Raw genomic sequence first — 13404 nt, 5'->3', positions numbered from 1 at the left:
TATGCCAAGCTCGACGCCGAGCTGGCGCACGCCTGCATGGGGATCAACGCCGTCAAGGGTGTCGAGATCGGCGACGGTTTCGCGGCGGCGGCGCTGAGCGGGGAGGAGAACGCCGATCCGATGCGCCCCGGTGACGGCGGGGCGCCGCGCTTCCTCGCCAACCACGCCGGCGGGATCGCCGGCGGCATCGCCACCGGTCAGCCGGTGCGGGTGCGGGTGGCGTTCAAGCCGACCAGCTCGATCCTGACCGAGGTGGAGACGATCACCCGCGCCGGCGACGCGGCGACGATCGCGACCAGGGGGCGGCACGATCCCTGCGTCGGCATACGCGGCGTCCCGGTGGTCGAGGCGATGGTCGCGCTGGTGCTGGCCGACCAGAAACTGCTGCATCGCGGCCAGATCGGCTGACCGGTCACCACCGCTGATCGTTTCGCAGGCACAACGCACGGCTAAATGAGCCAAACGCGGGACAAATCCCCGCGCAATTCGGTGCCATGCTCACTTTTGTTGCGTTACCCCCCGGCACGCCAACCCGGCGTCTATGAGGGAGTCATTCCATGCGTAAAGCCACCGTCGCCAGTCTGCTGATCCTGTGCGGATCGACCGCCGCCATCGCCCATGTCGCGACCGGCCCGGTCGATGCGGGCATGCAGAACTGGTCGGGCAACAACACCGCCGAACCGGCGCCTGCCCCCACGCCCGCCCCGGAACCCACTCCGGAACCGACTCCGGAGCCCGCACCCAACGCGACGATGTAAGTCGTGTCGACGGCACGGTCCCGGCCCTAGTCCGCAAATGGATCGCGGACCAGGATCGTGTCGTCGCGTTCCGGGCTGGTCGAAACCAGCGCCACCGGACAGCGGATCAGTTCCTCGATCCGCCGGATATATTTGATCGCCTGGGCCGGCAGTTCGGCCCAGCTGCGCGCGCCGGCGGTGGATTCGCTCCAGCCGGGCATCGATTCATAGATCGGCTCGACCGCCGCCTGATCCTGCGGGTGCGGGGGGAGATAGTCGAAATGCCGGTCGCCCAGACGATAGCCGGTGCAGATCCTGATCTCGTCTAGGCCGTCCAGGATATCGAGCTTGGTCAGCGCCACCCCGGTGATGCCGCTCACCGCCGCCGACTGGCGCACCAGCACCGCGTCGAACCAGCCGCAGCGCCGCTTGCGGCCGGTGTTGACGCCGAACTCGCGCCCGCGCGTGCCCAGATACTCGCCGATCTCGTTGTCCTGCTCGGTCGGGAACGGCCCCGATCCGACGCGGGTGGTATAGGCCTTGGCGATCCCCAGCACGAAACCGACCCCGCCCGGCCCCAGCCCCGAGCCTGACGATGCGGTGCCCGCCACCGTGTTCGACGAGGTGACGAACGGGTAGGTGCCGTGATCGACGTCGAGCAGCACGCCCTGCGCGCCCTCGAACAGGATTCGCTTGCCCGCCTCGCGCGCCTGGTTGAGCGTCACCCACACCGGCCGGGCATAGGGCAGGACGAAATCGGCGATTCCCTGCAATTCGGCGAGCAGCGCGTCGCGGTCGACCGGTGGCTTGCCGAACCCGGCGAGCAGCGCGTCGTGATGCGCGCACAGCCGGTCGATTTGCGGCCCCAGGCTGTCGAGATGCGCCAGGTCGCAGATGCGGATCGCGCGGCGCCCGACCTTGTCCTCATAGGCCGGGCCGATGCCGCGCCGGGTGGTGCCGATCTTCTGCCCGTCATTGCCTGCATCCAGCGCGTCCTCGCGCAGCGCGTCCAGGTCGCGGTGCAGCGGCAGGATCAGCGGCGCGGTCTCCGCGACGTGGAGCACGTCCGGGCTGATCGTCACCCCCTGTTCGGCGATGCGGGTGACCTCGTCGCGGAAATGCCAGGGGTCGAACACCACGCCGTTGCCGATCACGCTCAGCGTGCCGCGCACCACGCCCGACGGCAGCAGCGCCAGCTTGTAGGTCTTGCCGCCGACCACCAGCGTGTGGCCGGCGTTGTGGCCGCCCTGGAACCGCACCACCACGTCGGCGCGCTCGGCGAGCCAGTCGACGATCTTGCCCTTGCCCTCGTCGCCCCATTGGGCGCCGATCACCGCGACGTTAGCCAATATCCGGTCCTTCGATTGTCCGCGGCGGCCCTAGAGCGCCGGGGCGCGGACGTCTACCGTCGAGCGACCCGTCAGGCCGCCTGCTCGGCATCCAGCGCGTCGCGCACCCGCGCCGCCAGCACGGCGAAGTCGAACGGCTTCGACAGCACGTCGCCCGCGATCGGCTCCTGCGCGTCGCGGGTGTAGCCGCTGGTGTAGAGCACGCGCAGCGCCGGCAGGCGATCCTGCGCCGCGCGGGCCAGCTCGCGGCCGGTCATCGCCGGCATCACCACGTCGGTGAACAGCAGGTCGGGCACGTGCCCGGCGTCGATCAGCGCCAGCGCCGCCGGGCCGCCGGCGGCGTGGAGCACGGTGTAGCCCAGTTCGCGCAGCGCCTCGACCGAATTGGTCCGCACGCGATCGTCGTCCTCGACCACCAGGATCACCTCGTCGCCATGGGGCAACGGCCCGCCCACCGCGCGCCGGGCGGGCAGCGCGCGCGGAGCGCCGGCGTTGCGGGGCAGCATCAGCCCGATCCTCGTGCCTTTGCCCGGGGCGCTGTCCAGCGCGATATGGCCGCCGGACTGGCGGGCAAATCCGAACACCTGGCTCAGCCCCAGCCCGGTGCCCTTGCCGACCTCCTTGGTGGTGAAGAACGGATCGAACGCCTTGGCCACCACTTCCGGGCTCATCCCGGTGCCGGTGTCCTCGACCAGGATCTCGACATAGTCGCCCGCGTCGACGCCGACCGTGGCCGCCTGCGCCGCGTCGAGCGTGCGGTTGCGGGTGGCGATGGTCAACCGCCCGCCGTTCGGCATCGCGTCGCGCGCGTTGACCGCCAGGTTGAGCACCGCGTTCTCCAGCTGGCTGGGATCGGCGGTCGCGGTCCACAGCGGCTCGCCCAGCCGAGTCTCGACGACGATGCTTTCGCCGATCGTCCGCGTCAGCATGTCGACCATGCCCAGGACCATCGCGTTCATGTCGATCGCGACCGGGGCGAGCGGCGACTGGCGGGAAAAGGCGAGCAGCCGCTGGGTCAGCGCCGCCGCGCGGCTGGCGCCGTCGCGGGCGGCCTCCAGATAGCGCACGACATCGGTCTGCCCCTGTGCCAGCCGCCGCTCGATCAGGTCGAGCGCGCCGATCACCACCGCCAGCATGTTGTTGAAATCATGCGCGATGCCGCCGGTGAGCTGGCCGACCGCCTCCATCTTCTGCGCCTGGCGCAGCAGTTCCTCGGCGGCCATCAGCTGCGCGCTCCGCTCGGTGACCGCCGCCTCCAGCTCGGCGCGCGACCGGGCGAGCACCTCGCGCGCCTCGACGATCTCCTGGATGTCGGTGTAGCTGCCGAACCAGCGGACGATGCGGCCGTGGTCGTCGTGGACCGGCTGCGCCGCCGCCAGCACCCAGCGATACTGGCCGGTCCGGCTGCGCAGCCGATATTCCATCCGATAGGGATCGCCGCGCGCCAGGCTGTCGCGCCATTGCCGTTCGGCGCGCTGGTGATCGTCGGGGTGGATCACGTCGCCGCTCCACGGCGCCTCGATCGACCGGTCGGGCAGGCCGGTGAATTCATACCAGCGCTGATTGTAGTAATCATGGTGCCCGTCGGCGCGGGTCGACCAGATCATCTGGTCGATCGAATTGGCGATCGCGCGGAACTTCGCCTCGCTGTCGAGCAGCGCGGCGACCGCGTTGGCGCGATCGACCGCGTCCCAGGCGATTTCCGCCACCGCCTCGACCAGCGCGACCTCGTCCGGGCTCCACCGGCGCGGCACCGCGTGGTTGACGAACAGGCAGCCCGCCCACGTCCCGCCGCGTCGCAGCGGCACGCTGATCGACGCGTCCATCATCCGCCCGATCGCCGCGTCGCGCGCGCTCGGGTCGGCGCCGAAATCGTTCACCACCCGCGTCGTGCCGGCGCGATAGGCGGCCAGGGTCACCGAACCGAGATCGGCGAAGGGCAGCGATCCGGTCAGCGGCGGCAGGCGCGGGCTGGTCCAGCAGCCGATGAAGCGGATCGTGTCGTCGGGGCGGGTGCGATAGAAGCCGACCCGGTCGGCCCGCAGCCGCCGGCCCAGCGCGGTCGACGACAGCCGCAGGATCGCCTCGGGCGAGTCGAGCCGCCGCAACCGCTCCGCCAGCCGGAACACGAATGCCTGCGCCTGGGTAGTGGCGCGCAGCTCCTCCGCGACGGCGTGCGCGCGTTCCTCCGCCGCGCGGCGCTGGGTGACGTCGAACGCGACGCCGGGAAAGCGCACCGGCCGCCCCGACGGATCATAGACGACCCGCCCCTGCGCGACGACCCAGTGGATCGATCCGTCCGGCCGGACCAGCCGGTATTCCTCGTTATAGGGCGCGCCGGTGGCGACCGACCGCTGGATGGCCGCGGTCACGCGCGGGGCGTCGTCGGGATGGATGTCGCGAAAGAATTCGGCGATCGCCGCCCCGCCGGGGCCCTGCGCGGCGGGCAGGCCGTAGAGGCGGGCGAAGCGCGCGTCGGAACGGATGACGTCGTTGACGATGTCCCAGTCCCACACGCCGATGCCCATCGAGGATTCGAGCGCCAGCTCCAGCCGTTCCTCGCTGGCGCGCGCGGCCTGTTCGGCGCGGGCGCGTTCGGTCGTATCGGCGGCCTGGACAAAGATGTCGGTCACCTCGCCGGCGCTGTTGCGGATCGGCTGATAGACGAAATCGACGATGCGGATTTCCGGCGCCGCGTCGGCGCTGCGTGCGAGCTGGACCGCCTGCCCGCTCGCCCGAAATGCCTTGCCGGTGGTGAACACCTGATCGAGCAGGTCGACGAACCCCTGGCCCACGACCTCGGGCAGCGCATCGGCCACACGCTGCCCGATCACGTCGCGGCCGCCGATCAGCTCCAGATACGGCGCGTTGACCAGTTCGAAGACATGATCGGGACCATGCAGCAGCGCCACCGCGCCCGGCGCCTGCTGGAACAGTTCGCGCAGCCGGTCGACCTCGATCTCGCGCCGGCGCCGCGCCAGCACATTGTCGGTGGTTTCGTTGCCCTGGTTGAATACCCCGGCGATCGCGCCGCCGTCGTCGTGGATCGGCGACAGCGAATAGTTCCAGTAGGTCTCGCGCACCACGCCGCCGCGCAGCATCGGCAACGCCTGATCATAGACGGCGAGCGCCTGCCCCTCGAGGACGCCGGCGAACTGCGGCCCGACCACCGGCCAGATATCCGCCCACACCTTCGCGCCCGGCTGGCCCAGCGCTTCCGGATGCCGCTCGGCCAGGATCGGCGCCCAGGCGTCGTTGTAGAGCAGGTTGAGCTGCGGCCCCCAGTAGACCGCGGTCGGAAAGCTCGATCCCAGGCAGATGTTGATCGCGACGCGCAGCGCGTCCGGCCAGCTTTCGGGCGGGCCAAGCGGGTGACCGGACCAGTCGTGGTCGCGGATGCGCGTCGCCATCTCGCCGCGATGGTTGAGGAAGGTGCGCGCGGGCATCGGGCGATTGTGCCCCGACGCCCTGCCAAGTCAACTGCGCCGGCTCGACATCGGCCCGCGCCCGCGTCATGGATCGGAAGGGACAGAGGAGAGCGCGAATGAAGTTGGCGAGCTTGAAGCATGGCCGCGACGGGCGGTTGGTGGTGGTCTCCAGCGATCTCGCCTGGTGCGCGGACGCGGGGGCGATCGCGCCGACGCTGCAGGCCGCGCTCGACGACTGGGATCGGGTCGAGGGCGATCTGCGCAACCTCGCCACCGATCTGGAGCACGAAGCGATCCCGATGATGCGGTTCCATGAGCGCGCCGCCGCCGCGCCGCTGCCGCGCGCCTATCAATGGGCCGACGGCTCGGCCTATGTGAATCACGTCGCGCTGGTGCGGCAGGCGCGCGGCGCCGAACTGCCCGACAGTTTCTGGCACGATCCGCTGATGTACCAGGGCGGGTCGGACGGCTTCCTCGGCCCGCGCGACCCGATCCCGCTCGCCGACGAAAGCTGGGGCGCCGATCTTGAGGCCGAAGTGGTGGTGGTCACCGGCGACGTCGCGCAGGGCGCGAGCCGCGACGAGGCGCTGGCGGCGGTGCGGCTGGTCGGGCTGACCAACGACGTGTCGCTGCGCAACCTGATCCCGGCCGAACTGGCCAAGGGTTTCGGATTCTTCCAGTCGAAGCCGGCCAGCGCCTTTTCGCCGGTGTTCGTCACCCCCGACGCGCTGGGCGAGTGGTGGGCCGACGGCAAGCTCCATCGCCCGCTGATGGTCGATCTCAACGGCCAGCCGTTCGGTCGCGCGCTGGCGGGGGAGGACATGACCTTCGACTTCGGCACGCTGATCGCCCATGCCGCGAAGACGCGCGCGCTGGGCGCGGGCACGATCATCGGTTCGGGCACCGTCTCCAACCGGGATGCCGACGGCGGGCCGGGCAAGCCGATCGCGGCGGGCGGGGTCGGCTATTCCTGCATCGCGGAGGTCCGCACGATCGAGACGATCACCACCGGCGCGGCGACCACGCCGTTCCTGAAGGCGGGCGATACCGTCCGCATCTGGGCCGAGGACGACAAGCACCATCCGATCTTCGGCGTGATCGAGCAGGTGGTCGGCGGCTAGAGCGCGCCCGATTTGTTCGTCATCGCGACGGGCACCCCGCGCCCTTCGCACACGGCAACCCGGCGAGGGCAGGGGGCCAGGGCCAAAAGCGATGTGTCATGCCGCCCTCGATCGCGGATCGAGCCCCGGATGACGAACGGAAACAGCGCGCCGCCCGCCCGCGCTGTTCCCTAGGCCGCCAGCGGAAACCGCAGCAGCCGGTCGTCGAGCGGCACCAGCGCCTCCGCGCCGCCGCCCACCGCGCGAACGATCTCGGGGTGGTGCGCGTCCAGCCCGCCGGTCAGCGCGCCGAACGCCGGCAGGATCAGCTTGGTCCCCGTCGCCACGAAGCAGCGGCGTGACACCTGTCGCCCACGCAGCGTCAGCCGCAGCTTGGGATGGAAATGGCCCGACAGTTCGGGGCGGGGCTCGGCCGGATCGGCCTCGTGCCGCAGCAGCAGCCCGTCGACCTCGGCCTGCGCGACGACGTCGCCGCCGCAATGATCGGCGACGACCGGATCGTGGTTGCCGGTAATCCATGTCCACCGCGTCGCGCCGGTCAGCGCGCGCAGCCGCGTCCGCGCCGCCTCCGGCAGCCGGTCGCAGCCCGCCGCATCGTGAAAGCTATCGCCCAGGCACCACACCTCGCCCGCGCCGCACCGGTCGACCAGCCGACTCAGCGCGGCCAGCGTTGCCAGCGAATCATAGGGGGGCAGCATCTGCCCGCCGGCGGCGAACCAGCTCGCCTTCTCGAAATGCAGGTCGGCGACCAGCAGCGCGCGCCGTGCCGGCCAGAACAGCGCGCCGTCGCGCAGCGCGGCCAGTGCGTGCCCGGCGAACAGAAAGGGAACCATGACCGTCGCCTATGCCCCGCCGGCGGGGGCGGGGCAAGCCGGATCAGGTCTTTGAATTGGCGAACAGCCGGACCAGGTCGTACAGATAATCGCGACCGTCATAGAGTTCCTTGACCCCGATCCGCTCATTCAGGCCATGCGTGCCGCTGCCGTCCGGCTCGACGAAGGTGCCGGGGACGCCATAGACCGGGATGCCGATCGCCTGAAGGAAGATGCCGTCGGTCGCGCCGGTCGACATCAGCGGCAGCACCGGCAGGCCGGGGAAGTGCCTGGCCGCCAGCTTCTCGATCGGGCCGACGATCTTCGGGTCGAGCGGCGGCTGCACCGCCAGCGGGCGCACCGGCTGGTTCGCCGTCACCTTGACCTTGGTCCCGGCCAGTTCCTGCAACTTGGCGAGCGTGCCGTCGACGGTCTCGCCGGGGATCACCCGGCAATTGATGTTGGCGGTGGCGCGTTGCGGCAGCGCGTTCTCGGCGTGGCCGGCGTTGAGCAGCGTGGCGACGCAGGTGGTGCGCAGCGTCGCGCTCAGCGCCTTGTCGCGCTCGATCACCGCCGCCGCGCCGGCATCGCCGGGGTCGGCGAGCAGCGCGCGGATCGCGGCGGCCACCGGCGGCGGCATCGTCGGCAGCGATTTGGCGAAGAACGCGCGGGTGGTGTCGTTGAACCGCACCGGAAAGTGATAGGCCTTCACCCGCAGCACCGCCTCGGCCAGTTCGTAGATGGCGTTGTCGGGCATCGGCTGCGAGCTGTGTCCGCCGGGGTTGGTCGCGACGAAGCTGTAGTTCTGCGCCGCCTTTTCCCCCACCTGGAGCGCGAGGAGCTGGCGGCGTCCGTCGGTGCCGACGCGCCCGCCGCCGCCCTCGTTGAACGCGAATTCGGCGGCGATCAGCTCGGGCCGGTTGCTGGCCAGCCATTCGGCACCGTTCCACGCGTAGGTGGTCTCCTCGCCACAGGTCAGCGCCAGCTTGATCGTGCGGCGCGGCTTGAACCCGTCCTTGCGGAACCGGATCAGCGTGTCGGCCCAGATCGCCGACATCGCCTTGTCGTCGATCGTGCCGCGCCCGTAATAATATCCGCCTTCCTCGATCAGCTTAAACGGATCGCGCTCCCAGTCATCGCGGTTGGCCTCGACCACGTCGAGGTGGCCGAGCAGCAGCATCGGCCGCACCTTGGCGTCGCGCCCCGGCAGGATCGCGACCAGCCCGCCGTCCCTGGGATGTTCGGGGACCGAGAATTCGATCACTTCGTCGTCGGAAAATCCCGCCGCCTTCAGCCGCGTGGCGATCTGCGCCGCCGCCTGGGTGCAGCTTCCCGCCGACAGCGTCGTGTTGGTCTCGACCAGTTCCTTGTACAGGCCCAGGAACGCCTGCTGGTCCGGCCGTGATTGCGCGGCGGCGGGCGGGGCGATGGTCGCGGTGACGGCGGCGGCGGCGGCAAGGCCAGCCAGGACAAGACGCATCGAAATCCCCCAAGCTCAGGGGGACGACGCTAGCCGCACCGCCGCCGCGCGCGCAATGACGAAAAGGGGAAGCGGCTAACCGCGCGGCATCTGGAACCGCACCTCGCGGTTGGCGAAGTCGATCCGCACCCGTCGGAACGATCGCAGCGACTGCATCCCGAGCAGCATCGCCGGGCGGTCGTCCAGCCCGAACTGCACGAACGGCGCGACATCGGCAAAGGCGACCGGCATCTCGTGGAACCGCATGTCGCCGACCCCGATATTGTCGACGCGGATATAGTCGGTCGGGACGCGCTCGCCGGTGACGCTGATCATCTCCAGCGGCCGGAACCGCCCGACCGTGCGCCGCTGCACCAGCCGACGCATCGCGCTGTTGCCGACACTGATCGACGATCCGGTGTCGATCACCACCCGGATCGGGACGCCGTCAAACTGCGCGTCGGTGACGATCAGCTGGCCGAGCATCGATTTCGCCCGCACCACGATCTCGTCGCGGGCCGGCCGCGCGTCCTTGCGCGTGCGGCGGACGGCGGGGGTGACGCTCATCGTGCGGCCGTCGAAATCGATCGTCACGACATGGTCGCGCAGCATGTCGATGCCGACCAGCCCCAGCCCGCCCAGATGCGCCGCCTCCAGCGCGGGCGCGTGGATCGCGCCGATACCGGGCACGCTGCTGACGCGGATCGCCGGGATGACATAGGTGCCGACCCGGCTCTTGCCGCTCATCGCGACGACATTGACCTGCCGCCCGGCGGCCAGCCGCAGATTGCCGGCCAGCTCGCGTGAGATGACGGTGCGTTCGGCGCCGGTGTCGATCACGAAATCATAGGGGCCGGCGCCGCCGATGCTGACCGGCACCGTCATCCGCCCGCCGCGCTCCTCGCGCAGCGCGACGATCGCCGCCGCCAGATCGTCGTCCACCGGTACCGCCGCCTGCTGCGTCGCGCCGGCCAGCACCGCCGCCAGCGGTAACGCCACCATGTGAAGGCCCGCCATCATCGCAGCCCTGCCTCTCCCTCGCCGCCCGTCGCGGCGATACCATCAATAGGCCGTGCAGTTGAGATAGGCACGGCACGTCGTGCGAAAATCGATCCGGGGGCGCGGCAGGGTGAACGCGATCTCCCGGTTGGCGAAATCGATCTCGACCCGCTGGAACAGGCTGAGCGAGCTCATGCCCAGGATCAGCGCGGGCGTGTCGCGCAGCCCGAACTGCGCGAACGGCGCGACGTCGGCGAACGACATCCCGACATTGTCGAACCGCACCCCGCCGATGCGCAGATTGTTGACCGACACCAGATCGGCCTTGAACCTCCGCCCGGTCACCGCCGTCACCGAAATCGGCCCGATCAGCTTCGGCGGATTGCGCGCCAGCGCCAGCATCGCGCGGTTGCCGACCGTCACCAGCGATCCGGTATCGACGATCACCGCGATCGGCTGCCCCTGAAAGCTCGCCTGGGTCACGATCAGCTGGCCGGCGCGCAGTTCGGCGTCGACGATGATCTGGCCGATCGGCCGCCGCTTCGCCGGCCGCACCTCCATCCGGTTGCGATAGAAATCGATCGAGACGCGGTGCCCCTGCAACGCATCGATACCAAGCAGCCCCGGCGCGCCCAGATGCGCCATGGTCAGCGCCGGCGCCTCGATCGCGCGCGCGCCCAGGCTGCTGATCGACAGCGACGGCACGTGCACCGTCTCGACCGCGGTCGCGCCGATGAAATCGAGCACCCGGGCGCCCGGCCCCGGCCGCAGGTCGAGCGACGCGGCCAGCTCGCGCGACATCACCGATCGTTCCGATCCTGTATCGATGACGAAATCGAACGGGCCCCGGCCGTTCACGCTGACCGGCACCGTCATCCGGCCCTTCTCGACCTCGAAATCCAGCGGTGCGGCGGCGATCTGTCCGGGGGCCTGCTGCGGCGCTGGTTGCGCCGCACAGGGCAGGGCGGCGATCAGCAACGCGGCGGCACCACAGGTGAAAGACACCCCTGTCATGACAGGATGCTACGCCGACGCCTGCCGACCAGCAATATTGCATCAATCCAGTTGCATCGCCCGTGCTGCCAGTTGCTCCGCCTCGATCAGCAGCGCGTCGTCGACGGTGCCCGTCTGCGCGACGTTCTCCCGCCCGATCAGCACCAGCACCGGCACCGCCAGCGGGCTGACGCGGTCGAGTTCGACGTGCACCATCGTGTCGGCCGCGCGGTCGAGCAGGCCGGCGAGACGCCCGACATCGGTCAGCCGCGCGCGCGCGTCGTCCCATGCCGCCTGGAGCAAAAGATGCTCCGGTTCATATTTGCGCAGCACGTCATAGATCAGGTCGGTGGAAAAGGTGACCTGCTTGCCGGTCTTGCGCTTGCCGGGATGCTGGCGCTCGACCAGCCCGCCGATCACCGCCACCTCGCGGAACGCCCGCTTGAGCAGCGCCGACTGCTGCACCCAGTCGACGAATTCATGTTCCAGAATGTCGGCGGAAAACAGGCTGGCCGGGTCGGTGATCTTCTCCAGCCCGTAGCACGCCAGCGCATAGTCGTTGGCGACGAAGCCGACCGGCTTCAGCCCCTGCGCCTCCATCCGCCGCGTCACCAGCATCCCCAGCGACTGGTGCGCGTTCCAACCCTCGAAGCTGTAGGCGACCATGTGGTGCATCCCGTCCAGCGGAAAGGTCTCGACCAGCAGTTCGCCGGGCGCGGGCAGCTTCGATCGGCGGCGCTGGACCTCCAGCCATTCGCGCACGTCGGCGGGAAAGCGCTGCCATTGCGCGCTGTCGTACAGGAAACCGCGCACCCGCTCGGCCAGCCGGGTCGTCAGCGCCAGCCGCGCGCCCATGTAGCTGGGGACGCGGGCGGGACGGGTGCTGGCGTGGACCACCAGGTCCTCGGTGGTGATTCGCTCCACCTCCAGGCTCAGCCCGGCGAAGAAGAAGGTATCGCCCGGCGACAGCGACGCGGCGAACAACTCCTCGACGCGTCCCAGCCGGCGGCCGTTGCGAAACCGCACGTCGACCATCGTCGCCTCGACGATGATCCCGGCGTTGAGCCGGTGCTGCGTGACGAATTTGGGGTGGCTCACCCGCCACAGCCCGTCCGGCCCCAGCGTCAGCCGCTTGAACCGGTCATAGGCGCGCAATGCATAGCCGCCGTCGGCGATGAAATGGAGCACCCGGTCGAACGTCGCCGCGTCCAGCGCCGAATAGGGCAGCGCCGCGCGCACCTCGTCCAGTAATCGCGCGGCATCGAACGGCGCGGCGCAGGCGACGCCCATGATGTGCTGGGCCAGCACGTCGAGCGCGCCGGGCCGGAACAGGTCGGCATCCAGCTCCCCCGCCTCGACCGCGTCGAGCGCGGCGCGCGCCTCGAGATACTCGAAACGGTTGCCCGGGATCACCACCGCCTCCGACGGTTCGTCCAGCCGGTGGTTGGCGCGGCCGATCCGCTGGAGCAGGCGCGACGAACCCTTGGGTGCGCCCATCTGGATCACGCAGTCGACGTCACCCCAGTCGACCCCCAGGTCCAGGCTGGCCGTGGCGACCAGCGCGCGCAGCCGTCCGTCGGCCATCGCCTGCTCGACCTTGCGTCGCGCTTCGCGGTCGAGGCTGCCGTGGTGGACGCCGATCGGCAGCCCCAGCGTGTTGACCTTCCACAGATCCTGAAAGATCAGTTCGGCCAGCCCGCGCGTGTTGCAGAACACGATCGTCGTCTTGTGGGTCTCGATCTCCGCCATCACCTGCGGCGCGGCATAGCGGCCCGAATGGCCCGACCACGGCACCTTGCCCTCGGGCAGCAGGATCGCGATGTCCGGCTCCGCGCCCTTCTCCCCCTGCACCAGCGACACCGTGTCGATATCGCCATAGGGGGCCAGCCAGGCGCGATAGCCGTCGGGATCGGCGACGGTGGCGGACAGCGCGACGCGGCGCATGTCCGGCGCGATCCGTTGCAACCGCGCCAGCGCCAGCGCCAGCAGGTCGCCGCGCTTGCCGGTGGCAAAGGCGTGGACCTCGTCGATCACCACCGTCTTCAGCGTCGCCAGCAACCGGTCCGAATCGGGGTAGGAGATCAGCAGGCTCAGCGATTCCGGCGTGGTCAGCAGGATCTGCGGCGGGCGCACGCGCTGGCGCGCCTTGCGATCGGACGGGGTGTCGCCGGTGCGCGTCTCGACCCGGATCGGCAGCCCCATCTCCTCGATCGGCGTCAGCAGGTTGCGCTGCACGTCGACCGCCAGCGCCTTCAGCGGCGAGATGTAGAGCGTGTGGAGGTCGTCGGTCGGCGCCTCGATCAGCTCGGCCAGCGTCGGCAGGAACCCCGCCAGCGTCTTGCCCGCCCCGGTCGGCGCGACCAGCAGCGCGTGCCGCCCGGCGCGCCCGGCGGCCAGCATCTCCAGCTGGTGCCGCCGCGGCGCCCATCCGCGCGCGGCGAACCAGTCGGTCAGCGGCTGGGGCAGGCCGGTCTGGGAACCCTTTGGCATCACGGTCATATAGGGA

At 70.2% G+C, this 13404-nt stretch carries 10 protein-coding genes; 3 read left to right on the top strand and 7 right to left on the bottom strand.

The annotated features are described in order from the left end of the window. Together VNR91_RS11335 and VNR91_RS11330 are read left to right on the top strand one after the other, a co-directional pair. The coding region (locus VNR91_RS11335) for a chorismate synthase (protein ID WP_325490879.1) at positions 1-408 on the top strand (408 nt) is incomplete at its 5' end. Between the two features lie 149 nt (positions 409-557). After that, positions 558-758 (top strand): hypothetical protein, encoded by a 201-nt coding sequence (locus VNR91_RS11330; protein WP_325490878.1) that lies wholly within the window; start codon positions 558-560, stop codon positions 756-758. A 26-nt stretch (positions 759-784) separates the two neighbouring features. On the opposite strand, the gene VNR91_RS11325 is transcribed toward VNR91_RS11330, so the two are convergent. Next, positions 785-2086 carry an adenylosuccinate synthase gene (locus tag VNR91_RS11325; RefSeq protein ID WP_325490877.1) on the bottom strand — a complete coding sequence of 434 codons (1302 nt, stop codon included), beginning with the start codon at positions 2084-2086 and terminating at the stop codon, positions 785-787. Between the two features lie 71 nt (positions 2087-2157). Further along, on the bottom strand, positions 2158-5532 hold the full coding sequence (locus VNR91_RS11320; protein ID WP_325490876.1) for a PAS domain-containing protein: 3375 nt from the start codon (positions 5530-5532) through the stop codon (positions 2158-2160). 98 nt (positions 5533-5630) lie between these two features. On the opposite strand from VNR91_RS11320, the gene VNR91_RS11315 reads away from it, so the two are divergent. Further along, positions 5631-6635 (top strand): fumarylacetoacetate hydrolase family protein, encoded by a 1005-nt coding sequence (locus VNR91_RS11315; RefSeq protein WP_325490875.1) that lies wholly within the window; start codon positions 5631-5633, stop codon positions 6633-6635. A 170-nt stretch (positions 6636-6805) separates the two neighbouring features. On the opposite strand, the gene pdeM is transcribed toward VNR91_RS11315, so the two are convergent. The 5 genes from pdeM to VNR91_RS11290 all read right to left on the bottom strand — a co-directional run bounded on the left by pdeM (position 6806) and on the right by VNR91_RS11290 (position 13388). Next, positions 6806-7468, bottom strand: coding sequence for a ligase-associated DNA damage response endonuclease PdeM (pdeM, locus tag VNR91_RS11310; protein WP_325490874.1), 663 nt, complete (start codon positions 7466-7468; stop codon positions 6806-6808). Positions 7469-7511: 43 nt separating this feature from the next. Further along, positions 7512-8927, bottom strand: coding sequence for a M20/M25/M40 family metallo-hydrolase (locus VNR91_RS11305; protein ID WP_325490873.1), 1416 nt, complete (start codon positions 8925-8927; stop codon positions 7512-7514). A gap of 75 nt (positions 8928-9002) precedes the next feature. Beyond that, a complete protein-coding gene (locus tag VNR91_RS11300) occupies positions 9003-9926 on the bottom strand; it encodes a retroviral-like aspartic protease family protein (RefSeq protein WP_325490872.1) in 924 nt (307 codons plus the stop codon). 42 nt (positions 9927-9968) lie between these two features. Continuing rightward, positions 9969-10919 (bottom strand): aspartyl protease family protein, encoded by a 951-nt coding sequence (locus VNR91_RS11295; RefSeq protein ID WP_325490871.1) that lies wholly within the window; start codon positions 10917-10919, stop codon positions 9969-9971. A 42-nt stretch (positions 10920-10961) separates the two neighbouring features. Beyond that, a complete protein-coding gene (locus VNR91_RS11290) occupies positions 10962-13388 on the bottom strand; it encodes a ligase-associated DNA damage response DEXH box helicase (protein WP_325490870.1) in 2427 nt (808 codons plus the stop codon). Positions 13389-13404 lie beyond the last annotated feature (16 nt).

Source organism: Sphingomonas sp. (genome assembly GCF_035555815.1).
GTDB lineage: Bacteria > Pseudomonadota > Alphaproteobacteria > Sphingomonadales > Sphingomonadaceae > Sphingomonas.
Note: the sequence above shows the minus strand (reverse complement) of the source record. Positions and strands in the feature narration are given on the sequence as shown.

What these genes read in the sequence shown, in the direction of transcription:
- VNR91_RS11295 (WP_325490871.1), bottom strand. Translation starts at nt 10,919, where the DNA reads ATGACAGGGGTGTCTTTCACCTGTGGTGCCGCCGCGTTGCTGATCGCC.
- VNR91_RS11300 (WP_325490872.1), bottom strand. Translation starts at nt 9,926, where the DNA reads ATGATGGCGGGCCTTCACATGGTGGCGTTACCGCTGGCGGCGGTGCTG.
- VNR91_RS11320 (WP_325490876.1), bottom strand. Translation starts at nt 5,532, where the DNA reads ATGCCCGCGCGCACCTTCCTCAACCATCGCGGCGAGATGGCGACGCGC.
- VNR91_RS11305 (WP_325490873.1), bottom strand. Translation starts at nt 8,927, where the DNA reads ATGCGTCTTGTCCTGGCTGGCCTTGCCGCCGCCGCCGCCGTCACCGCG.
- pdeM (WP_325490874.1), bottom strand. Translation starts at nt 7,468, where the DNA reads ATGGTTCCCTTTCTGTTCGCCGGGCACGCACTGGCCGCGCTGCGCGAC.
- VNR91_RS11290 (WP_325490870.1), bottom strand. Translation starts at nt 13,388, where the DNA reads ATGCCAAAGGGTTCCCAGACCGGCCTGCCCCAGCCGCTGACCGACTGG.
- VNR91_RS11330 (WP_325490878.1), top strand. Translation starts at nt 558, where the DNA reads ATGCGTAAAGCCACCGTCGCCAGTCTGCTGATCCTGTGCGGATCGACC.
- VNR91_RS11315 (WP_325490875.1), top strand. Translation starts at nt 5,631, where the DNA reads ATGAAGTTGGCGAGCTTGAAGCATGGCCGCGACGGGCGGTTGGTGGTG.